A 21,832-nucleotide genomic window follows, 5' to 3' on the forward strand; every position below is an offset into this window, starting at 1 on the left:
GCTTGCGCCACAGCAACCACTTGCGCGCACCCGCGCGGGCATTTCGACGATGATCGACAACCCGTTGTTGGTATGACCAGGCCCGGGTGGGGGTACCGCTGAAGAATGCCGTTGACCCGCAGCCTCGACGATTCGACCGTGGTGATCACCGGCGCGTCCAGCGGGATCGGCACGGCCACCGCGTACGCGTTGGCCCGCCGGGGTGCCGCCGTCGTGCTGGCCGCCCGCAGCGAGCCGGCCCTGCGACAGGTCGCCCAGCGGTGCCGGGAGTTGGGCGGCCGGGCACTGGCCGTACCGACCGACGTGACCGACCTGGAGTCGGTACGACGGCTGGCCGACCAGGCGGCGGCCGAGTTCGGCCGGATCGACGCCTGGGTGAACAACGCGGCGGTGAGCGCGGTGGGTCTGTTCGACGAGATCCCGGTCGCCGAGTTCCGCCGGGTGCTGGAGGTCAACCTGCTCGGGGCGGTGCACGGCATCAAGGCCGCCCTGCCCTACCTGGGCGCGGCCGGCGGCGGCGTGTTGGTCAACAACGCCTCGGTGCTGGCCGAGGTGGCCATGCCGTACCAGTCGGCGTACAACGCCACCAAGCACGGCATCCGGGGCCTGGCCGACACGGTCCGGCAGGAGCTACGGGTCACCGGTCGCGGTCAGATCTCCGTCTGCACCGTTCTGCCGGCCACGATCGACACCCCGTTCTTCCGGCACGCGGCCAACCACAGCGGCCGGGAGCTGATGCCACCGCCTCCGATCTACCCGCCGGAGGTGGTCGCCGAGACCATCGTCCGGCTGCTGCGCCGACCCCGCCGCGAGGCGTACGCCGGTGGCGCGGCCCGACTGATGGGCCTGCAGTGGCGGCTGGCGCCGGCACTGGTGGAGCGCACCCTCGGCTGGTACGCGCAGCGCACCCAGTTCGGTCCGGGCGCCCGGGTGGACAGCAGCGGCAACGTGTTCCAGGCCGACGGCCAGGCCCGCCGGGACGGGGGCTGGCACGGTCGGCGGCGACAGCTGGTGCGGATGACCGCCGCGTTCGGTCTCGCCGCCGCCGGCACCGCCGTCGGCACCATGGCCGCCATCAACCGCCGCACCCGGTCGGAACGCTGATGGCCGACGTCAGACGCCCAAATGCGCTCAGCGTCACCAGCGCGCACAATGGGGCGATCATGTCGAGCTGCCGGGTGGAAGTCGACGAGTCGTCGGCGGTGGTGCGGCTGACCGGTGTGCTCGACGCCGCCGCAGCCGAGGCGGTACGCGGCGCGCTGCTCGCCCGCCTCACCGACCGGCCCGGTCCGGTCGTGGCCGACGTGACCGGTCTGCGGGTCGCCGACGCGGTCGGGCGGAGCGTCTTCGCCGAGATTCGCCGGGAGGTCGCCGACTGGCCCGCCGCGGATCTGCTGGTGTGCGACCCGGCGGTCGACCGGACCACCCAGTCGGACGCCGGGCCGACCATGGTGGCCGGCGTGCCGACCTGGTCGACGGTGGACGGCGCACTGGCCGCGGTCGCGACGGCACCGTTGGCGGCGGTGCTCACCGCCGAGCTGGCCCCGGCGGTGGGGGCCGCCCGACAGGCCCGCGAGCTGGTCGGCGCCGCTTGCGAGCGGTGGGACATGGCGGTGCTCAACGACCCGGCGTGCATCGCGATCACCGAGATGGTCAACAACGTGGTGGCTCATGCCCGCACCCCGATGACGGTGCGGCTGGCACCCCACGAGAGCACCCTGCACCTGGCGGTTCGTGACCACTCCCCGCATCGGCTGACGTTCGCCGGGATCTCGCCGCCGAACCGGGCCGGCGGCCGGGGGCTGCTGCTGATCGACACGGTGACCCGCCGCTGGGGCAGCAGCGCCGTGCCGGACGGCAAGGTCGTCTGGTGCGTGCTGCATCCGGACGACGAGGCGACCTGACGGGCTTTCGCCCTCGGCGCCCGGTTCGGTGCCGCATCGGCGAAGGTCGCCCGGTTATGGCGGGAGGGCAGCGGGTAGTGATCAGACATGCGCGACAACGAGTACCCGACCCCCGTGTCCGACACCGAGGCGCAAGGGCTGCCCGACACCGCCGATGACGACTCGTCCGCCAACGACGACGTTCTCACCGGACGCGAGGCGGACGGCCCCGACCCGGCCCAACTGCCCGGCGACCGGACACCGGTGGCGGTGGACCGGTTCGGGACGACCGCCGAGGAGCAGCTCGACGGTGAGTCGTTGGACTACAAGCTCGACCGTGAGGTCTACGAGCGCCCGGCGGACGATCCGCTGGCCGGAACGATCGACCCGAAGATCGCGTTCGAGGCGGACAACCTGGAGGCGGCGGCGGAGGCCCAGCTGGACGCCGACGTGATGGATCCGGGTCCGACCTCGGACCCGAACTCGCCGGTCTCCCTCTACGACCACGGTCAGCTCGGCACGGTGGCCGACGCCACCGTGGGTCGGCTGGTCGAACCGGACGAGGGGTCGCACACCGACCAGGAGACCGACTCGGTGGCGTACGACGCGGGGTCCGCCGGGGGCGGGGCGACCGCCGAGGAGCTGGCCATCCACGAGACGGAGCCGCCGCGCTCGGTCTGACTCCGCTCAGTCGTCCAGACCACGCTCGATGGCGTACCGGGTCAGCTCGACCCGGTTGTGCAGTTGCAGCTTGCCCAGGGTGTTCTGCACGTGGTTCTGCACCGTGCGGTGCGACAACCCGAGGCGCTGCGCGATCTGCTTGTACGACATCCCCTTCGCCACGAGCCGCAGCACCTCGGTCTCCCGTTCGGTGAGCTGGGGCGTGGCGGATCCGGCGTCGCCGGCCGGGCCGGTCGCCCGCCCCGGCCCGGCGGCCAGCCGGCGGTACTCGCCGAGCACGAGCCCGGCCAGGCCGGGGGTGAAGACCGCGTCGCCGGCCGCGGTGCGGTGCACCGCCTCCAGGAACTCGGCGGGCGCGGTCGACTTCACCAGGTAACCGGTCGCTCCGGCCTTGACCGCGTCCAGCACGCTCTGCTGTTCGCCGCTGGCGCTGAGCATCAGCACCCGCACGTCGGGCAGCGCCGCGCGCAGCCCCAGGATCACCTCGACGCCGGAGATGTCCGGCAGTTGCAGGTCGAGGACGACGACGTCGGGCCGGGCGGCGGCGGCGACCCGGATGGCCTGTCGCCCCTCGCCGCTGGTCGCCACCACCAGGAACCCGGCCTCGGTCAGGTCGCGGGCCACGCCCTCCCGCCACATCGGGTGGTCGTCGACCACCATCACGCGCGTCGGGTTCACCGCGCCGACCTCGGCACGGTCAGCTCGATCTCGGTGCCCGCGTCGGGGGCGGACACGATCCGGACCGTCCCGCCCAGGTCGGCGACCCGGCCGCGGATCGACTGGGTCACGCCCAGCCGGCCCTGGGCCGCAGCCTCGGTCAGCCGACCGTCCGGGATGCCCGGCCCCTCGTCGCGGATCGACACGGTCACCGTCTCCCCCTCGTCCTCGATCAGCACCCAGGCCCGCCCACCGGCGTGCCGCCCCACGTTGTCCAGGGCCGCGCCGGTCGCGGCGGCCAGCTCACCGGCCACCCGCCGGGGCAGCGGCACCGGGGTGGCCGGGGCGGAGAGCGCCACCGCCGCCGAGGCGTACCGGCCGAGCAGGGTCCGCAGGTCCACCGCCTCGGCGAGGTCGGGAATGCTGGTGCCGGCCGGGCCGACGCCGGCGATCAGCGCCCGCAGCGCGGCCTCCTGCTCGCCGGCCAGTCGGGCCAGCTCGCCGGCCTCGCCGGGCAGGTCGGCGCCGCGCCGCTGCACCAGCGCCAGCACCTGGAGCACCGAGTCGTGGATGCCGCGGGCCAGCCGCTCCCGCTCCCGGGTGGCGGCTTCCAACTCCACCGCGCGTTGCAGCCGCTCCTCGGCGCTCGCCGCGAGCCGGGCCACGTGTCCGACCACCACTCCGGCGAGCAGCATCAGGATCACGCCGGTGAACGAGGACTGGCCGATCCGCTCCCGGGTGGCCAGGTCCGCGCCGGCGACCAGCACCGCCGCGACCGTGCCGCGCCGACGCCCGCCGGCGACGGCCCAGGCCAGCACCGGGCCGGCCATCCAGGCCACCCCCATGGTGGGTACGCCGTGGCCGAGCGCCGCCCGACCGACCACCCACGGGGTTGCCAGCACGACGGCCAGCACCACTACCAGGTCGGCCAGCAGCAGTGGCCAGCGCCGCCAGTCCGGTCGGGCGTAGCCGATCGCGGTCACCCCGGTCCAGGCCATCATCACCAGGATCAGGGCGCCGACGGCGTACGGGTGGGCGTACCGGTCTGCGTCGCGCACCGCGAGCGCGCAGACGTACGCCAGCGAGGCCAGCCTGAACACGGTGAGCGCACGCCACAGCGGCACCTCGAATCCACCTGGCGGTGACGGCATGGCGGTCAGGATGCCACAACCGGGCCAGCGGCACGGCGAGCGGCGAGTGCGGTTCGGGAAACCCTGACGTACGGTGGAAAAGCCGCGAAATACTCCGAGATCCGCCGCCGGGACGGGCCCATGACGAACGCAGATCCGCACGCACCGCGTACGGTTGTGCCCATCGAACCTGCCCTCCTGATCGCCAAAGCCTTCGACCAGGCTCAGGTGACCGAGATTCGACACTCGGTCACCTCCTGCGCGCATGCCTCCGGCCTCCGCGGTCAGCGGCTGGACGACTTCGTGCTGGCGATCAACGAATTGATCACCAACGCGGTCCGGCACGGCGGCGGGCACGGCTGGCTGCGGCTCTGGCAGGAGTCGGGCCTGCTGGTCTGCGAGGTCGCCGACCACGGCAACGGGATCAGCCCGCAGCGGTTGGGCGACCGCACCCGGCCAGCCCCGGACACCGCCGGTGGCTGGGGCCTCTGGCTGGCCCGCGAGCTGACCGACGTGATGGAGGTCGCCACCGGCACCGCCGGCACCACCGTCCGCGTCGCCAACAGCCTCGTCAACCACAACCACACCCCGCGCTAACCCCCCCCACCCCGCCCCCGCCCCCGCCCCCGCCCCCGCGATCTTGCACTTTCTGTCCCGACGAGCCACGCAAAACCGCTCTTTACGGCAACAGAAAACGCAAGATCGCGCGAGTCGGGGGGCGCGGGTCAGGCGAAGAGGGCCGAGACGGATTCTCCGTTGTGGATCCGGCGCGTTGCCTCGGCCAGGGCCGGGGCCACCGACAGGACCTGCAACTTGGGGACCCGCTTGGCGGCCGGAATGGGCACCGTGTTGGTGCAGACGATCTCCAGGACGCCGTCCTGGTCGCTGAGCCGCTGCAACGCGTCGCCGGAGAAGAGGCCGTGCGTGCAGGCGAGGCGGATCGAACGGACCTTCAGACCACGCAGGTGCTCCATCAGCTCGACCACCGTGCTGCCCTTGGCGATCTCGTCGTCGAGCACGATGACGTCCCGGTCGGTCACGTCACCGATCACCGCGCTGATCTTGACCAGGTCGTCACTGAACCGCTGCTTCGCCCCGGCCGCGACCGGTGTGCCGAGCAGCCGGGCGAAGGCCGCGGCCTCCTTGGCGTTGCCGAGGTCGGGTGAGACCACCACGGTGTTGCTGAGGTCGTAGCGCCGAAAGTGGGTGGCCAACTCCCGCAGCGCGTGCAGGTGATCCACCGGGACGCTGAAGAAGCCGTGCACCTGCGGCGAGTGCAGGGTCATCGCGAGCACCCGGTCCGCCCCGGCCGAGGTGAGCAGGTCGGCGACGAGCCGCGCGCCGATCGAGATCCGCGGCGCGTCCTTCTTGTCGGACCGGGCGTACGCGTAGTGCGGCAGCACCACCGTGATCCGACCGGCGGAGGCACCCCGGGCGGCGTCGATCATCAGCAGCAGCTCGACCAGGTTCTCCTGCACGGGCGGCACCAGCGGCTGGATCAGGAAGACGTCGCGCTCCCGGCAGTTGGCCTGCAACTGCACTTCCAGACAGTCGTTCGCGAACCGGGAGACCCGCACCGGGTGCAGCGGCACCCCCAGGTGGGCGCAGATCTCGGCAGCCAGATCGGGATGGGCGGTTCCACTGAAAACTGCGATGTCGCGCACGTTCGCACATCGTAGGCGACGCGAACGGTCGCGGACGGCGGTGGGCCGGAACCCACAGTGACGCCTGTCGCACCCGCCGCCGGTCCGGGTACGGTGCTGCGGTGACCCCCCAGTACGTCGCCGCCATCGACCAGGGCACCACCTCCTCGCGGTGCTTAGTCTTCGACCGGGCCGGGGACGTCGTCGCCGTGGCCCAACGCGAGCACCGGCAGCTCTTCCCCCGACCGGGGTGGGTCGAGCACGACGCCGAGGAGATTTGGGACAACGTCCAGCAGGTGGTCGCCGAGGCGCTGCGGGCCGCCGGCACCGACGCGGCCGGGTTGGCCGCCGTCGGCATCACCAACCAGCGGGAGACCACCGTCGTGTGGGACCGGGCCACCGGCCGCCCGGTGGCCAACGCCATCGTCTGGCAGGACACCCGCACCGGGCCGCTGCTGCGCGAGCTGGCCTCGGGGTACGGCGAGGAGCGGTTCCGGGCCCGTACGGGCCTGCCGCTGGCCACCTACTTCGCCGGGCCGAAGCTGCGTTGGCTGCTCGACGAGGTCGACGGTCTGCGCGAGCGCGCCGAGCGCGGCGAGGTGCTCTTCGGCACCATGGACAGCTGGCTGATCTGGAAACTGACCGGCGAGCACGTCACCGACGTGACCAACGCCAGCCGAACCATGCTGATGGACCTCACGACCCTGGACTGGGCGCCGGAGCTACTGGACGCGATGGGGGTTCCGGCGGCGATGCTGCCGGAGATCCGCTGCTCCGCCGAGGTGTACGGCACGGCCAGCGGGGTGCTCGCCGGGGTGCCGGTGGCCAGTGCGCTCGGCGACCAGCAGGCGGCCCTGTTCGGGCAGACCTGCTTCCAACCGGGCGAGGCCAAGTGCACCTACGGCACCGGCAGCTTCCTGCTGCTCAACACCGGCGTCAGCCCGGTTCCGTCGACACACGGCCTGCTCACCACGGTCGCCTACCGGATCGAGGGGCAACCACCGGCGTACGCCCTCGAAGGCGCGATCGCGGTCACCGGCTCGCTGGTGCAGTGGCTGCGGGACAATCTCGGGCTGATCTCCACGGCCGCCGAGGTGGAGGACTTGGCCCGCACCGTGGACGACAACGGCGGCTGTTACGTGGTGCCGGCGTTCTCGGGTCTGTTCGCCCCGCACTGGCGCAGTGACGCCCGCGGGGTGATCGCCGGCCTGACCGGCTACATCACCAAGGGGCACCTGGCGCGGGCGGTGCTGGAGGCGTCGGCGTGGCAGACCCGCGAGGTGGTCGACGCGATGAACGCCGACTCCGATGTGGCGCTGCGCCGACTCCGGGTCGACGGCGGGATGACCGCGAACGGCCTGCTCATGCAGTTCCTCGCCGACGTGCTCGACGTGCCGGTGGTCCGCTCCCGGATCGCCGAGACCACCTGCCTGGGCGCCGCGTACGCGGCCGGGCTGGCGGTCGGGTTCTGGCCGGATCTGGCCACCCTGCGGGCCCAGTGGCGCTCCGACGCGCAGTGGGAGCCGAGCATGGCACCGGGCCTGCGCGACCGGGAGCTGCACAACTGGCGCAAGGCCGTGCAGCGGACCCTCGACTGGGTGGAGTGACGCCGCCTGGGCGTCACTCCCAGCGGTTGCCGGTGAGCTTCTCGTAGACGTCGACGTAGCGTGCCCGGGTCGCCTCGACCACCTCGGCCGGCATGTCCGGGACCGGGCCCCGCTTGTCCCAACCGCTGCCGGTGGCCCAGTCCCGCACGTACTGCTTGTCGTAGGAGAACTGCACGCGCCCCGGCTGGTACGACTCGGCCGGCCAGAACCGTGACGAGTCGGAGGTGAGCAGCTCGTCGGCGAGGACCAGGGTGCCGTCCGGCGCCCAACCCAGCTCGATCTTGGTGTCGGCGACCAGGATGCCCCGGTCGGCGGCCAGTTCGGCGCCGCGCCGGTACACGTCGAGGGTGATCTGCCGGAGCCGCTCGGCGGTGGCCTGGCCCACCTTGTCCACCACGTCGTCGTACGTGATGGGCTCGTCGTGCTCGCCCATCGGGGCCTTGCTCGACGGCGTGAAGATCGGTTCGGGCAGGATCGACGCCTCGCCGAGCCCCCGGGGCAGTGGTACGCCGGAGACCGCGCCGGTCTGCTCGTACTCCCGCAGGCCGCCGCCGGTCAGGTAACCGCGAGCGACGCACTCGACCGGGACCATGTCCAGCCGCTGGCAGCGGATGGCCCGCCCGGCGAACTCGGCGGGCACGTCGGTGGACGAGATGACGTGGTTCGGCACCAGGTCGGAGAGCTGCTCGAACCACCAGAGCGAGAGCGCGGTGAGCAGGCGACCCTTGTCCGGGATCGGCGTCGGCAGGGCCACGTCGTAGATCGAGATCCGGTCCGAGGCCACCAGGATCAGGTCGCCGCCGTCGGCGTAGACGTCCCGAACCTTGCCCGAGTGCAGAAGTTCCACGCGCCCTAGTACACCACGCGACATCGGAGGGGCCGGATTCGACCACCGCGCCGAGGGTGACCGGACGGACGTTGACACCTTCGTGCGCTGCCTGCGTGAATGGTCCGACCGCCACTCCCGCAGGTCCAGGAGACCCCCGTGCCCGTTGTTCCACCCCCGATCGACCGCCTCGGCGCCGACCCGGGCCGGCGCCGACTGCTCACCGCGCTGCTCGGCGCGCCTCTGCTCGCGTCCAGCGGGCTGGCGGGGTGCAGCGACGGCGCCGCCAGCTCGCCCGAGGACGGGCCGGTCGAGCTGTCGGTCTTCTGGTGGGGCGGCACCAGGCGGGCCGAGCTGACCGAGAAGGTGCTGCGGCTCTACTCGGATCGCAACCCCCGGGTCACCTTCCGGGTCACCTGGCAGGGCGCCGACGGCTACTACGACCGGCTGGCCACCCAGGCGGCCGGTGGAAACGTACCGGACCTGATCCAGATCGACGACGCCATGCTGACCGAGTACACCCAGCGCCAGGTCATCCTCGACCTCACCGACCGGGTCGCCGACCACCAGGTGGATCTGCGGGGCCTGTCGGAGGGTCTGATCCGCTACGGCACGGTGGAGGGGCGGACGATGGCGGTGGCCGCCGGGCAGACCCACGCCGGCGTGGTCTTCAACCGGGACCTGCTGCGGGAGCTGAAGATGCCCGAGCCGCGCGCCGGGATGAGCTGGGCCGATTACCTCTCCTGGGCCGAGCAGGTCACCGAGGCCAGCGATGGCAGGGTGGCCGGCACGATGGACGGGTCCGGCGACTACCGGGCGCTCTGGCTCTGGCTGCGGTCGCAGGGCGGTGAGTTCTACCGGGGCAACCAGCTCGGTTTCGGCGCGGACGAACTGATCGCGTGGTTCGAGCTGTGGCAGCGGGCCCGCCGGGGGCGGGCCACCCCGGGCGCGGCGCTGGTCGAGCAGGCCGACAGCGGCGAGCCGGCCCGGCAACTTGTGGTGACCGGGCTGGCCGCCGCGTCCTTCGCCTGGTCGCACCAACTACCGGAGCTGCAACGACTCACCGGGTCCGAGTTGGGCATCGTCGGCCTTCCCGGCCCGCCCGGCGCCCAGTGGGCGCGGGCGTCGATGTACTGGGCGGCGTTCCGGGGCACCCGTCACCCGGACGCCGTCGCCGACGTGATCAACTTCTTGACCACAAACGGTGAGGCCGGCACGGTCCTGGGCCACGAGCGTGGGCTGAACGCCAGCTCCGCGGTCCGCCGCTACGCGGAGGGCAGCATCACCGACCCGGCCCAGAAGCGTGCCGCCGCGTTCGGCGCCAGCATCGCCGACCTGCTGGGGCCGGCGCCGGCGCCGCCACCCAGGGGGCACGCCAAGGTGCGTACCCTGCTGGTCACCGCCGCCGAACGCATCCGCGTCAAGCGGGACGGCACCCGAGAGGCCACCGCGCGCTTCCTGTCCCAGGCCATCGCGGCGCTGGCGGTGTGAGCACCGGCGGCCGGCCCGGGGCCGGCCGCTGGTGACCCCGCGATCGGCCTCGGCCGTCAGCGCGGCGGGCCACCCCGACGGTTGCGCATCAGACGCAGCACCAGGAACACCACGATCGCGACCACCACCAGGCAGCAGAGCAGCGGCAGCACCCCGAAGCCACCCCGGCTCCGCCGCCGGGCAGCCTCCACCACGAGTTCGCCGGTACCCGTGGACGCCCAGGCCGCGACGGGCACGAAGACCGCCAGTACGACCGCACCGAAGACCGCGCTCAGGCGGCCCCACCACTTACCGAATGAAGACATGCGTCCATCCTCGCCGAAGGGCGCAACCTCGGCACCTCGGTCCACGCCGAATCACGGAACCGAGATCGTTGCGGAGCACTCCGGCCGCCACGCAACGACCTCGCAACGTCCCCGCAAAGATGATGATCTTTACATGAATCTGCGGAGGTGATCGGATTCGCCTCATGGGCAACTCTGTAGACAGTGGGCGGATCTCTCGCATCCGAAGATCTGCGGCGGCAGCGGTCGGCATCACCCTCGTCGCCGCTCTCCTCACCCCCACGGCGGCGCACGGCGCACCACCACCGACACCACCGCCGACGACACCCGTCCCGACCGGCACCGCGGACCGCACGCCCGTCACGGTCACGCTGATCACCGGAGACCGGGTGACGGTGACCCCGGGCGTCCACGGCGCGACCCCCACCGTGGACGTCAAGCGCGCACCCGGCGCGACCGGCTCGGTACGCATCTCCACCGAGGGCGGGGATACCTACGTGTATCCCGCCGAGGCGGTGCCCTACCTCGCGACCGGCCGCCTCGACAAGCAACTGTTCGACGTCACCCGACTGGTCGCCGAGGGCTACGGCGACGCGCAGACCAGCGAACTCCCCCTGATCGTCACCCGCACGACGGGTTCGGCGAAGCTCCGGACCGGTACCACGCTGCCGGGCGCGCGGACCACGCTGGAGCTTCCCTCCGTCCGGGGTGAGGCGGTCCGCACCCGCCGGTCGCAGTCCGCCGACTTCTGGTCGGCGCTCACCGGCGGCGGCCGGTCCGCGAAGGCCCGCACCGGCGTCACGTCGGCGCCCTCCTTCGCGGCCGGCGTCGACAAGGTGTGGCTCGACGGCAAGGCCAGGGCCGCCCTCGCCGACACCACCGCCCAGATCGGCGCGCCCGCCGCCTGGGCGGCGGGCGGCACCGGCAGCGGCGTCCGGGTCGCCGTCCTGGACAGCGGGGTGGACACCACCCACCCGGACCTCGCGGACCGGGTGGTGGCGTCCCGGAGTTTCATCCCCGGCCAGGACGTGATCGACCGGAACGGGCACGGCACCCACACCGCCTCCACCGTCGCCGGGACCGGCGCCGCCTCCGGCGGCAGGGAACGGGGCGTCGCCCCCGACGCCGACCTGGTGGTGGGCAAGGTCCTCGACGAGAACGGCAGTGGGTCGATCTCGGGGATCATCGCCGGCATGGAGTGGGCGGCGCGGGCCGAGCACGCCAAGGTGATCAACATGAGCCTTGGCGTGAGCGCGTGGCACACCCAGGACGACCCGCTGAGCCAGGCCGTCAACCAGCTGACCGCCGAGACCGGTGCGCTCTTCGTCGTGGCCGCCGGCAACAGCGGACCCGATCCGTACACCCTTGGTGCGCCGGGCACCGCGGACGCCGCGCTGACCATCGGCGCGGTGGACACCTCCGACCACCTGGCGGACTTCTCCAGCGTCGGCCCTCGGATGAACGACGAGGCGCTCAAGCCCGACATGACCGCCCCCGGCGTCGACGTGCTGGCGGCACGCTCGCAGCACATCCCCTGGGGCGAGGGCTTCTACTACGTCGACAGCGGCACCTCGATGGCGGCGCCGCACGTCGCCGGGGCCGCCGCCCTGCTGGTGCAGAAGCACCCGACCTGGAGCGCGCGGCAGATCAAGGACGCGCTGATGAGCACCAGCGTCCGCACCCCCGGCTACAACGCCTACCAGGCCGGCAGCGGTCGGCTGAACGTCGCCGCCGCCTACCACCAGGACCAGGTCGTCGCCACCGGGTCGGTGGACGCCGGACTCGTCAAGTGGTCACCGGGCAGCACACCGCAGCCGACCAGGCGGACCATCACCTACACCAACACCACGGCCGACCCGATCACCGTGGAGTTGTCCGTCGACCGTGGCACCTCCCCCGCACAGACGTTCACGGCAACCACCGACCGCGTCACCGTGCCCGCTCGGGGGACCGCGACGGCCGACGTCGTGGTGGCCCCGGCGGGCCTCGCCCCCGGCCGGTACTCCGCCCAGATCACGGCCCGTTTCCCGACCGGCGAGGTGCACACGGCCGTCGGAGTCGCCGTCGAGTCCAAGAAGTACGAACTCACCGTCCACCTGAAGGACCGCGCCGGCCGGCCGATGAGCGGCGAGGTCGAGGTCGTCAGCGCCGAGACGGGTTCCGCCTTCATGTGGGTCCCGGACGGAAAGCTCACCAGCCGCCTGGCCCCCGGCTCCTACACGGTCGTCACCGCGGCGGACGTCGAGGGTCTGCACGGGCCCCGCTCCCTCGGGCTCGCGATGCTGACCGCTCCTGAGGTCGACCTGACGACCGACCGGGTCGTGGAACTCGACGCCGCGCGGGCCCGCCAGGTGAAGGTGGCGACGCCCCAACCGACCGCCGTCGTCAACAGCAGAATCGACGTCTACCGCTCCTTCACCTCGCCCGAGCCGACACCCACCGACTGGAGCGCCCTACGCGAGACCTTCTGGCCCGGCGCCGCCTACGACAGCCTGTGGGCCCTCCCGACCAGGGACAAGGTGCGGAAGGGCAGCTTCGTCTTCACCACCCGGATCCGGGCCGAGCAGACCCCACTGGCGATCAGCTACGGCGGACGGCACCTCAGCGAACCCCTCGCGCAACCCGGTTCCCCGCCGCTGCCCGACGGCGCCTCCCGCCTGGACGCCGTGTTCGCGGGCGCTGGCACGACAGGTGACTACAGCGGCCTGTCCGCCCGCGGCAAGGCCGTGGTCGTACGCGCCGACGACTCGGTGCCCCCCACCGACCAGGCAGCGGCGGCACACACCGCCGGTGCGGCGATGCTCGTCGTGGTCAACGACCGGGCGGGTCGCAAGAGCGACTGGTACGGCAACCCCGACGCGGTGACGACCGGGCCGATTCCGGTCGCCTCGGTGAGCATTGACGAGGGCGAAGCGTTGATCCAGAAGATCGCCGCTGCGGGACGCAACGGGGTACGGCTGCTCGTCGTGGCCCACCCCCGGGCGAAGTACCTGTACGACCTGGTGGACTACCACCGTGGCGGGGTGCCCGACGACCCGTCCGCCAAGACCGACCCGCGCCACCTCGCCCGGATCGATCTCACCTTCTCCCCGCCCCCGGGGAAGCAGTCGAGCGAGACCCGGATGGACTTCCCGCCGTACGAGTACGCGGCGGCCCGCCCGTTCCCGTTCGAGCCGGTCGCGCCGGGGCCGCGTACCGACTGGGTCTCCGCAGGCGGTGGCGTCGAGTGGATGCAGTACGCCGACGTCGTCGACTGGGCGCGGTCCAACACCGAGGCCATCGCCTACCGGCCGGGCAGTGTCCAGAAGGACCGCTGGTTCGGGCCGATCACCCGGCCCCGCCTGCTCAGCACCGAGATCCCGTTCCGCGGCGAGTTCGGCATGAGCGCCTACATCCAGGGGTTCGGTGACGCGGGAGCCGCACACAGCGGTGGCGCGAGCATGCCGCAGGTCGTCACGTTCTACCAGGGCGACAAGCAGCTGACCCAGTTCGACGGTTGGCCGGAGGTCGGCGCCGGTGACCTGTCGCCGGAGAAACTGCCGTACCGGCTGGTGGTCGAGACCACGGGCAAGCCCGAGTTCAGCCCGTACTCGACCGCCACGCACACCGAGTGGAGCTTCGTCTCCGGTGGCGGCCCGGAGGTGCAGGCCATCCCGCTGGTCCAGCTGGACTACGGCACCGACGTGGACCTCGCGGGTCGGGCGAAGCGCCGGACCGACTTCTCGATCACGCCCGTGGTGGTGGGCAGCACCGCGGCTCGGGACGCCGTCTCCGCGCTCGGCCTGGAGGTCTCCTACGACGACGGGGCGACCTGGCAACGGCAGGACCTGAAGGAGAAGCAGGGCACCTGGCAGGCGTCGCTGAACGCGCCGCACCGGGCCGACTTCGTGTCGATCCGGGTCACCGCCACGCAGCGCAACGGTGCCGCCGTCACGCAGACCGTCACCCGGGCCTTCGGCTTCCGGTAGGACCCACCAGGGGCCGGCGCCTCGTCGGCGTCGGCCCCTCGCTGCAAGCAGGCGGACCAAAACAAGTCCGGCCCCCACACTGTGGGGGCCGGACTCATATCACTTTCCGTGGTAGCGGGGACAGGATTTGAACCTGCGACCTCTGGGTTATGAGCCCAGCGAGCTACCGAGCTGCTCCACCCCGCGTCGACTGGTTAAGACTAACCCACCCGATCGGACGATGATCAGCGGGGTCACCTCACCGACGCGGACGCCCGGACCCGGCAACGCGGAGCAGGCCAAAAAAGTCGAAAGCCCGCCCCGGTGCTCCCGGGACGGGCTTCGAGCTGGTGTCTCTCTCGTAGCGGGGACAGGATTTGAACCTGCGACCTCTGGGTTATGAGCCCAGCGAGCTACCGAGCTGCTCCACCCCGCGTCGGTTCGCTAACCGTAGCGCACCGACCCGGGGCACCGCAAAGTGACTCCGATACCGCCCCCGCCGACACCTCTGACCTGGCACGCGCTCAGTTCAGCCAGTCTTCGATCGCCGCCACCGCCCGTCGACTGTCGGCATCGACCTGGGACCGTTCGGCCGCCGTGTGCTCCCAACCCTGCTCCCAGAGCACCGTCACCACGTCGCCGAGGCGGATCGCCCGGACCAGCCGCACCTCCTCGGTACCCGGTTCGCCCATCCCGTCCGGCATCGGTGCCCGCATCTCGAACAGCACCGACTCGTCCCCGTACGTGCCCGAGGTCAGCAGCCGCTGCCGCCACGTCCTGCCGTCGTCCGGGAGCCTCTGGTCGGGGCAGTCGCGCACGGCCCGCCGCAACTCCCGCACCGCGTCGTTGGCGCGGCCGGCCCGGTAGATGGTGATGGTGTGCCGGTAGCTGCCGTCCGGCACGTTCCCCGTCGGCGTCTGCGCCAACTTGTAGGCCAGATACCGGCCCCGACGCTGCACCATCGCCGAGTCGCTGGCGAGCCGCGTCCCGCAGAGCACCGGCAGCGCCGGGCCGTCCCCCCGGGACTCCATGCCGGTCCGGTTCGCCGCCGCCAGCACGAAGAAGGCGCGATCCGGAATGGCCGTCGGCGACCGGGGCGCCGCCGTGCCGGTGGCCGGCTGCGACGACGTACCGGGAGTGGTCCGCGACGGCGGCGGGGACGGTGGTGTGGACGCCGGCGGTGTCGACGGGGCCGGCGGCGTCGACGGCCGGGGGGTCGCCGCGGTCGGCACCGGGCCGGCCGTGTCGGCGGGTGGCGGCAGCGGCGCGGCGCCGTCCGCCGGGTACGCCAGCCGAGCACCGACGGCCACCCCGCCCACGAGCAGCGCCACCGCGAGCGTCGAGCCGGCGATCCGGGCTCGTGCCCGCCGGTCGGCGAACCGCCGGAGCGACTCGGGCCGCGTCAGCTCGTGGCCGTCCGCGACGGTGCTGAGCGACCGGTACAGGTCGGAGAGTTCAACTGACATCGTTCGCCTCCAACTCCACGGTGCAGAGGTCGGGCAGCAGGGCGGCCAGCCGGGACCGGCCTCGGGACAGCCAGGACTTCACGGTGCCGACCGGGACGTCGGTCTCCCGGGCGATCTCGTCGACCGACATGTCGAAGAGGTAGTGCAGCGCGAGCGCCTGCCGGTGCACGGCAGGCAACTGCCGGAGCGCGCCGACCAGCAGCACCCCGTCCTCACTCGGCGGGGGCGCGACCGCCGGTGGCCCGGTCTGACTCAGCACCGCCCGCCAGCGGTGCAGACGCCGCCAGCGGTCGGTCGCCAGCCGGGCCACCACGAGCCGCAGCCACGCCTCGGGCGCGGGGTGCGACGACAGTCGCCCCCACTGCCGCCAGGCCCGGGTGTACGCCTCCTGCACCAGGTCCTGCGCCTCGCTGTGGTCGCCAGCGACCGCATAGCCGTACCGCACCATCCGCCTTGCGGTGCTGCGGTAGAAGTCATCGAAGCTTTGCGCGTCCCGCACGACTGACCCCCTCGTTCCCACCCCGTTGCATTGAGGACGGCGGACCGGCGTCGCAGGTTGCGGGCTGGACGGTGCTGTCGGTGACGTGACAGACACGCACAGATCAGGACAACGCCGAGCCCCCGCCGTTCGGACCTGATGCGGTCCGCGCGACGGGGGCTCGGGGAGGAACTACGTGCGGTGGCGGTCAGCCTCCCGCACTCGGGCTGGCACCCGGCCCACCGGCGGCCTGCTGCGCCTGCTGGAACGCGGTCAGCGCCTCGTCGAGGGCCTTCAGCGCACGCCCGTACCGCTCGAAGTCGCCGGACGTCTGCGCGGCCCGGACCTCGGTGATCGCGGTCTGCACCCGGTCCGCGGCGGCGGCCAGGTCACCGGCCGGCGGTGGGGTGCCGGCGCTCGGGGTCGGCGTCGGCGTCGGCGCCGCCGTGCCCGAAGGCGTCGGCGTCGGGGTCGTCGGGTTGCCCCCGGTCGTCGGCGGCGGCGACGTGCCCTGCCCGGCCTTCTTACCCTGCTCGACCAACTGCTTGATGCCGTCGTTGATGTTGTCGGCGAGCGCCACGAAGGAGCCACCGTCACCGTACGAGAGCAGCACCTTCTGCAACAGCGGGTAGGCGTCCTGCTGGTTGCTCTTCACGTAGACCGGCTCGACGTAGAGCATCCCGTCGGCGAAGGGCAACGAGAGCAGGTTGCCGTACTGCACCTGCGCCTGGTTGCTGGAGAGCAGGTTGAGCTGCTGACGGATGTTCGCGTTGTTGGTCATCTGCTGGTGCACCTGCACCGGGCCGGAGATCCGGGTCTGGTCCGGCAACTCCAGCACCTCCAGCCGGGGCTTTCCGTCGACGTACGACCCGGAGATCAGCGCGGCGAGGTTCTGCCGGCCGTTCGGGGTGACCGCCGAGGTGAGCTGGAACCGGGGGGTCTCCTGCCCCGGGAACTGGGTGAACAGGTAGTACGGGGGCTGCTTCTGGCCGCTGTCCGGAGCGTCCGGGACGTTGGGCACCTGCCAGAAGTCCTGCGCGGAGTAGAAGTCGCCCGGGTTGGTCACGTGGAACTTGGTGAGCAGGTTGCGCTGCACCTTGAACATGTCCGCCGGGTAGCGCAGGTGCTCGTTCAGCTCGACCGGGATCTCCGCCTTCGGCAGGATCAGGTCACCGCCGAACGCCTTGTTCCACGCCTTGAGCACCGGGTCGGTGTCGTCGTACTCGTAGAGCTTCACCGTGCCGTCGTACGCGTCGACGGTGGCCTTCACCGAGTTGCGCATGTAGTTGACGTCTTCCCGGGCCAGCTGGAAGGTGCCCCGGTTGGTCAACTCGTCGGTGGTCTCGGTCTGGAGGTTGACCTTCTCGGCGTACGGGTAGGTGGCCGCCGTGGTGTAGCCGTCGACGATCCACTGCACCCGACCGTCGACCACCGCCGGGTACGGGTCGCCGTCGAGCGTGAGGAACGGCGCGACCTTCTCCACCCGGTCCCGCGGGTTACGCACGTAGAGCAGCTTGGAGTCCTTGTTGACCGCCTCGGAGAGCAGGAAGTTCGACTCCTGCTCCTTGATGGCGTACAGCAGCCGCCGGGTGAAGGAACCGATCTCCACGCCGCCCTCACCGGTGTAGGTGTAGGACTCGCCGCCGCCCTCGCCGACCGGCCGGTCGAACTCGGCCTTCTTGTTCGGGTCGGACTGCCCGACGATGGCGTAGTCGTCGGCCGCCATCCGCTCGCCGTAGTAGATGCGCGGCTGCTTGGCCGGGATCTGCTCGGTCTGCGAGGAGCACGCCTCCTGGGTCTTCTCGCCGAGGAAACCGGAGACGAAGAACGGCTGACCGCCGCAGACCACCTGGTTGGCCGGGGCGGCCACCAACCCGTACCCGTGGGTGTAGACGGTGTGCCGGTTGATCCAGGTGTTCTGCTGATCGGTCAGCTCGCCGTAGTTGATCTCCCGGACGCCGACCACGTAGTCGGAGACCTTCCCGTTCACCCCGTACCGGTCGATGTCCAGCTTCGGGCCGAAGTCGTAGAAGCCCCGCACCTGCTGAAGCTGGGTGTACGTCTCGCTGACCAGTTGCGGGTCGAGCAGCCGCACGTTCGACACCACCGACGTGTCGGTGGCCAGGTTCCCCGGTGGGGTGAGGTTGCTCGCCGCGTACGGGGTGGTCTCGGTGGCCCCCAACCCGAACGCCGCCCGCGTCGCGTCGATGCTGCGCTGGATGTACGGCGCTTCCTTGTCCTTGGCGCTCGGCTTGACCTCGAAGGTCTGCACCGCCCACGGGTAGATGCCGCCGATGGCCACCGCGGACACGCCGAGCAGCGCCAGCGAGATCCCCGGCCAGACTAGGTTGCGCATCCAGGCGTTGGAGAACACGATGATCGCGATCGCGACCACGATCGAGATGTAGGCCAGGATCTCCTTCGCCGGCAGCAACGCGTTGACGTCGGCGTAGCCGGCGCCGTACAACTTGGCGCCCTCGTTGTACTCCAGCAGCATCGCCCGCCGGTCCAACACGTACGCGAGTGCCTTCAACAGCACGAAGACCGCGACCAGGGTGCTCAGGTGCGCACGCGCGGCGTTGCTCATCCGGTCCCCGACACCCTGGAGGCGGACCCCACCGAAGAGGTAATGCACCGCCAACGCGCCGATCACGGCCAGCACCACCGCGGTGAAGGCGACTCCGAGCAGGTAACGCCAGAACGGCAACTGGAAGACGTAGAAGCCGATGTCGACGCCGAACTCCGGGTCCTTGATCCCGAAGTCACCGCCGTTGCGGAAGAGCAGCCACTGGTTCCACCGGTTCTGGGCGGAGAGGCCGGCGAAGAGCCCGACCACCCCTGCGGTCAGCGAGATCCAGGTGCCCAGACGTGGACTGAGCGCCATCCGGTAGCGCTCCAGCGTCGCCTGCTCCACCGAGTGCGGACGCAGCCGTGGGCGCAGCCGGTAGGCCAACCACAGGTTGCCGCCGACGACCACCGCCATGCCGAGACCAATGGCGAGGAAGAGCACCAGCCGGGTGAGCAGGACACCGGTGAACACCTCGGTGTAGCGGACCTCGTCGAACCAGAGCCAGTCGGTCCACGCCTGCACACCCCAGCCGAGCAGGGTGAAGAGCACGAACACCCCGACCAGGACCGCGATGGTGACGCGCCCGCGCCGGCTCATCCTCGGAAGGGGGCTGCTGCTACGCATGACCACTGTTGGCTCCGCACGCTCGATATGATCGGCTCCGACCAGGCACCCAGAGTACGGGGTGTTCCTGAGCGTGTCGGGGCACGGTCACACCGGTCAGCAACGCGTCGGCTGACCTCCCGCGCGCAACGTCTCCAGAGCGGTCATCGCCTCGTCCAACGAGCCCACCCGCAACAGCGGCAGATCGGGCTGCGGATTGCGGACCGCCTCAGCACAGTTGTCCGCCGGCACCAGGAAGACCTTGGCCCCGGCGCGCTTCGCGCCGACCAACTTCTGGGCGATCCCGCCGATCGGGCCGACGGCGCCCTCGTCGTCGATGGTGCCGGTGCCAGCGATGATCTTGCCGCCGGTGAGGTCGGCCGGGGTCAGCTTGTCCACGATCCCCAGGGCGAACATCAGACCGGCGCTCGGGCCGCCGATGTCCCCCAGGTCGATGCCGAGCGTGAACGGGTGCGGCTGCTGCTGGTCGATCTCGACACCGATCCGCGGCCGGCCGTCCTGCTCCCGGCTGGTCACCGTGGCGGTGGCCGGCACGCCGTCCCGGGTGTAGCCGATCGTCAACGCGGTGCCCGCCGGCTTGGCCCGAACCAGGTCGGTGACCTTCGAGGCCACCGGCACCGGCTGGCCGTCGACCGAGGTGATCACGTCGCCGGCCTTCAGTGCCCCGGCGGCCGGACCGTCCCCGGCCACCGTCTTGATCACCACCTGCACCGGAAAGCCCAGCTCCCGCAGCGCGGCGGTCTCCGCGCTGGTCTGCGACGCCTTGAAGTCCTCGGCGTTGCGCTGCTCGACCTGCTCCGTCGACTCCCCCGGCGGGTAGACCAACTCGCGCGGCACCACCGCCTCGTCGTCGGAGAACCAGCCGGCGATCGCGCCCCGCAACCGCACCGTGGGCTGCACCCCCACCGTGGTCAGCCGCAGCTGGCCGGCCGAGGTCGAGGTCTCCCGCCCGGAGACCTGGATGACCTCCTTGCCGTCGGACGTACCGAGGGTGTTGACCGTCGGGCCCGGGCCCAGCACCACGTACGGGATCGGCACCCGGAGCACCCCGATGCTCAGCAGGGCGGTGAACAGGGCACCGAGCAGGACCGTCAGGCCACGACGTCTCATGCCGCAGAGCGTACCGACCGGGTCCGGGCCACCCGGCGGATGCGCCGCGCGACTTCGCCCTCAGCGCAACGCCAGCGGCGGCGACCTGGGGCGCGGTCCGCGTACCGTAGGTGTCGTGCCTGATATTCCGTTCGGTTTCGCGCTCCCGGGTGGGCAGCCACCAGACCCCAACGATCCCGCGCAGATGCAGCAGTTCATGTCGCAGTTGCAGCACCTGCTCTCCGCGCCGGGCAGCGGGCCGGTCAACTGGGACCTGGCCCGGCAGGTAGCGGCCAGCCAGCTCGCGGCCGCCGGTGACCCGGCGGTGTCGATGTACGAGCGCCACGCGGTCGAGGAGGCCCTGCGCCTGGCCGACCTGTGGCTGGAGCCCGCCTCGGCGTGGCCCACCGGCATCCAGAACCCGATTGCCTGGAACCGCAACGAGTGGATCTTCAAGACGCTGGACGTGTGGCGCAAGCTGTGCGACCCGGTCGCCAGCCGGATGGTCGGCGCGATGGGCGACCTGGTGCCACCGGAGGCGCGCGCCCAGCTCGGCCCGATGCAGTCGATGGTGGCCACCCTCGGTGGCGCGCTCTTCGGCGGTCAGTTGGGCCAGGCCCTCGGTTCGCTCGCCGCGGAGGTGCTCTCCGCCGGCGACATCGGGCTGCCGCTCGGCCCCGCCGGCACGGCCGCGCTGATCCCGGCCAACATCCGGGCGTACGGCGAGGGCCTGGAGCTTCCCGAGGACGAGGTCCGCCTCTACGTGGCGCTGCGCGAGGCCGCCCACCAGCGGCTGTTCCAGCACGTTCCGTGGTTGCGTGGGCACGTGCTCAGCGCTGTCGAGATGTACGCCTCGGGCATCCGGGTCAACCGGGAGGCGATCGAGGAGGCGATGGGCCGGGTCGACCCGACCGACCCGGAGTCCATGCAGGCGATCGCACTGGAGGGCATCTTCACCCCGGAGGACACGCCGGCGCAGAAGGCGTCACTGGCCCGACTGGAGACCGCGCTGGCCCTCGTCGAGGGTTGGGTGTGCCACGTCGTGGACAGCGCCGCCAGCGAGCGGCTGCCCAACGTCGTCCGGTTGGGTGAGGCGTTCCGCCGTCGCCGGGCCGCCGGCGGCCCCGCCGAGCAGACCTTCGCGGCGCTCGTCGGCCTGGAGCTGCGCCCGCGCCGGCTGCGCGAGGCCGCGGCGCTCTGGGCCGCGCTCACCCAGCACCGCGGCATCGAGGGCCGCGACGCCGTCTGGGGCCACCCGGACCTGCTCCCGTCGGACGACGACTTCGCCGACCCGGTCGCCTTCGCCATGAACGACATGGACCTCAGCGAGCTGGACAGCTTCGACTTCACCGCCCCCGGCGGGGTGGAGGAAAAAGCCCCCGGCCAGTCCGGTCAGTCCGGTCAGTCCGGTCAGTCGGACGAGACCGACGGCGACGGCGACGCCAAGTCCTGACGTC

Annotated in this window: 17 protein-coding genes and 2 tRNA genes; 8 read left to right on the forward strand and 11 right to left on the reverse strand. The window is 71.8% G+C overall.

The features are described 5' to 3' along the window. Positions 1-105 precede the first annotated feature (105 nt). The 3 genes from AB0J33_RS18390 to AB0J33_RS18400 all read left to right on the forward strand — a co-directional run bounded on the left by AB0J33_RS18390 (position 106) and on the right by AB0J33_RS18400 (position 2,564). Positions 106-1,104, forward strand: a complete 999-nt coding sequence (locus AB0J33_RS18390; protein ID WP_363614982.1) for an SDR family oxidoreductase — start codon at positions 106-108, stop codon at positions 1,102-1,104. Further along, a complete protein-coding gene (locus AB0J33_RS18395) occupies positions 1,104-1,904 on the forward strand; it encodes an ATP-binding protein (protein ID WP_363614984.1) in 801 nt (266 codons plus the stop codon). The genes AB0J33_RS18390 and AB0J33_RS18395 overlap by 1 nt, the downstream gene beginning before the upstream one ends. An 87-nt stretch (positions 1,905-1,991) precedes the next feature. Beyond that, positions 1,992-2,564, forward strand: a complete 573-nt coding sequence (locus AB0J33_RS18400; protein ID WP_363614986.1) for a DUF5709 domain-containing protein — start codon at positions 1,992-1,994, stop codon at positions 2,562-2,564. Positions 2,565-2,570: 6 nt separating this feature from the next. Here the strand turns inward: AB0J33_RS18400 and AB0J33_RS18405 are convergent, their stop codons facing one another. Together AB0J33_RS18405 and AB0J33_RS18410 are read right to left on the reverse strand one after the other, a co-directional pair. Continuing rightward, positions 2,571-3,224: a response regulator transcription factor gene (locus AB0J33_RS18405; RefSeq protein ID WP_363615212.1), complete on the reverse strand. Its 654-nt coding sequence runs from the start codon at positions 3,222-3,224 to the stop codon at positions 2,571-2,573. A gap of 14 nt (positions 3,225-3,238) precedes the next feature. Beyond that, complete coding sequence (locus AB0J33_RS18410) at positions 3,239-4,372, reverse strand: DUF5931 domain-containing protein (protein WP_363614988.1); 1,134 nt, start codon at positions 4,370-4,372, stop codon at positions 3,239-3,241. Positions 4,373-4,492: 120 nt separating this feature from the next. On the opposite strand from AB0J33_RS18410, the gene AB0J33_RS18415 reads away from it, so the two are divergent. Then, positions 4,493-4,948 (forward strand): ATP-binding protein, encoded by a 456-nt coding sequence (locus AB0J33_RS18415; protein ID WP_363614990.1) that lies wholly within the window; start codon positions 4,493-4,495, stop codon positions 4,946-4,948. 128 nt (positions 4,949-5,076) lie between these two features. On the opposite strand, the gene AB0J33_RS18420 is transcribed toward AB0J33_RS18415, so the two are convergent. Then, on the reverse strand, positions 5,077-6,015 hold the full coding sequence (locus tag AB0J33_RS18420; RefSeq protein ID WP_354969404.1) for a ribose-phosphate pyrophosphokinase: 939 nt from the start codon (positions 6,013-6,015) through the stop codon (positions 5,077-5,079). Between the two features lie 101 nt (positions 6,016-6,116). On the opposite strand from AB0J33_RS18420, the gene glpK reads away from it, so the two are divergent. Further along, positions 6,117-7,601, forward strand: a complete 1,485-nt coding sequence (glpK, locus tag AB0J33_RS18425; RefSeq protein WP_363614992.1) for a glycerol kinase GlpK — start codon at positions 6,117-6,119, stop codon at positions 7,599-7,601. A 13-nt stretch (positions 7,602-7,614) separates the two neighbouring features. Here the strand turns inward: glpK and AB0J33_RS18430 are convergent, their stop codons facing one another. Beyond that, entirely contained in the window at positions 7,615-8,448 is an 834-nt protein-coding gene (locus AB0J33_RS18430) for a phosphoribosylaminoimidazolesuccinocarboxamide synthase (protein WP_363614994.1), read from the reverse strand. Between the two features lie 138 nt (positions 8,449-8,586). Here AB0J33_RS18430 and AB0J33_RS18435 point away from each other — a divergent pair, with 138 nt between their 5' ends. Further along, complete coding sequence (locus tag AB0J33_RS18435; RefSeq protein WP_363614996.1) at positions 8,587-9,918, forward strand: extracellular solute-binding protein; 1,332 nt, start codon at positions 8,587-8,589, stop codon at positions 9,916-9,918. A gap of 56 nt (positions 9,919-9,974) precedes the next feature. Here AB0J33_RS18435 and AB0J33_RS18440 read toward each other — a convergent pair whose 3' ends face one another. Continuing rightward, the gene (locus tag AB0J33_RS18440; RefSeq protein WP_355424411.1) at positions 9,975-10,223 is read right to left on the reverse strand and encodes a hypothetical protein; all 249 of its coding nucleotides are present in this window, start codon (positions 10,221-10,223) and stop codon (positions 9,975-9,977) included. A 164-nt stretch (positions 10,224-10,387) separates the two neighbouring features. On the opposite strand from AB0J33_RS18440, the gene AB0J33_RS18445 reads away from it, so the two are divergent. After that, positions 10,388-14,170 carry a S8 family serine peptidase gene (locus tag AB0J33_RS18445; protein ID WP_363614998.1) on the forward strand — a complete coding sequence of 1,261 codons (3,783 nt, stop codon included), beginning with the start codon at positions 10,388-10,390 and terminating at the stop codon, positions 14,168-14,170. A gap of 109 nt (positions 14,171-14,279) precedes the next feature. Here AB0J33_RS18445 and AB0J33_RS18450 read toward each other — a convergent pair. The 6 genes from AB0J33_RS18450 to AB0J33_RS18475 all read right to left on the reverse strand — a co-directional run bounded on the left by AB0J33_RS18450 (position 14,280) and on the right by AB0J33_RS18475 (position 20,396). Next, positions 14,280-14,356 (reverse strand) — tRNA-Met (locus AB0J33_RS18450). A gap of 155 nt (positions 14,357-14,511) precedes the next feature. After that, positions 14,512-14,585, reverse strand: a tRNA-Met gene (locus AB0J33_RS18455). An 88-nt stretch (positions 14,586-14,673) separates the two neighbouring features. Continuing rightward, entirely contained in the window at positions 14,674-15,615 is a 942-nt protein-coding gene (locus AB0J33_RS18460) for a hypothetical protein (protein ID WP_363615000.1), read from the reverse strand. Further along, complete coding sequence (locus AB0J33_RS18465; protein WP_363615002.1) at positions 15,605-16,114, reverse strand: SigE family RNA polymerase sigma factor; 510 nt, start codon at positions 16,112-16,114, stop codon at positions 15,605-15,607. The genes AB0J33_RS18460 and AB0J33_RS18465 overlap by 11 nt, the downstream gene beginning before the upstream one ends. 187 nt (positions 16,115-16,301) lie before the next feature. Then, positions 16,302-19,286 (reverse strand): UPF0182 family protein, encoded by a 2,985-nt coding sequence (locus AB0J33_RS18470; protein WP_363615004.1) that lies wholly within the window; start codon positions 19,284-19,286, stop codon positions 16,302-16,304. A 96-nt stretch (positions 19,287-19,382) separates the two neighbouring features. After that, positions 19,383-20,396, reverse strand: coding sequence for a PDZ domain-containing protein (locus AB0J33_RS18475; protein ID WP_363615006.1), 1,014 nt, complete (start codon positions 20,394-20,396; stop codon positions 19,383-19,385). A 115-nt stretch (positions 20,397-20,511) separates the two neighbouring features. On the opposite strand from AB0J33_RS18475, the gene AB0J33_RS18480 reads away from it, so the two are divergent. Continuing rightward, positions 20,512-21,828: a zinc-dependent metalloprotease gene (locus AB0J33_RS18480; protein WP_363615008.1), complete on the forward strand. Its 1,317-nt coding sequence runs from the start codon at positions 20,512-20,514 to the stop codon at positions 21,826-21,828. The last annotated feature ends 4 nt before the right edge of the window (positions 21,829-21,832 follow it).

Source organism: Micromonospora sp. NPDC049645 (genome assembly GCF_040675155.1).
Lineage (GTDB): Bacteria > Actinomycetota > Actinomycetes > Mycobacteriales > Micromonosporaceae > Micromonospora.

Coding starts and splice junctions, on each gene's coding strand:
- AB0J33_RS18390 (WP_363614982.1), top strand. CDS start 106: ATGCCGTTGACCCGCAGCCTCGACGATTCGACCGTGGTGATCACCGGC.
- AB0J33_RS18395 (WP_363614984.1), top strand. CDS start 1,104: ATGGCCGACGTCAGACGCCCAAATGCGCTCAGCGTCACCAGCGCGCAC.
- AB0J33_RS18400 (WP_363614986.1), top strand. CDS start 1,992: ATGCGCGACAACGAGTACCCGACCCCCGTGTCCGACACCGAGGCGCAA.
- AB0J33_RS18405 (WP_363615212.1), bottom strand. CDS start 3,224: ATGGTGGTCGACGACCACCCGATGTGGCGGGAGGGCGTGGCCCGCGAC.
- AB0J33_RS18410 (WP_363614988.1), bottom strand. CDS start 4,372: ATGCCGTCACCGCCAGGTGGATTCGAGGTGCCGCTGTGGCGTGCGCTC.
- AB0J33_RS18415 (WP_363614990.1), top strand. CDS start 4,493: ATGACGAACGCAGATCCGCACGCACCGCGTACGGTTGTGCCCATCGAA.
- AB0J33_RS18440 (WP_355424411.1), bottom strand. CDS start 10,223: ATGTCTTCATTCGGTAAGTGGTGGGGCCGCCTGAGCGCGGTCTTCGGT.
- AB0J33_RS18445 (WP_363614998.1), top strand. CDS start 10,388: ATGGGCAACTCTGTAGACAGTGGGCGGATCTCTCGCATCCGAAGATCT.
- AB0J33_RS18460 (WP_363615000.1), bottom strand. CDS start 15,615: ATGTCAGTTGAACTCTCCGACCTGTACCGGTCGCTCAGCACCGTCGCG.
- AB0J33_RS18470 (WP_363615004.1), bottom strand. CDS start 19,286: ATGCGTAGCAGCAGCCCCCTTCCGAGGATGAGCCGGCGCGGGCGCGTC.
- AB0J33_RS18475 (WP_363615006.1), bottom strand. CDS start 20,396: ATGAGACGTCGTGGCCTGACGGTCCTGCTCGGTGCCCTGTTCACCGCC.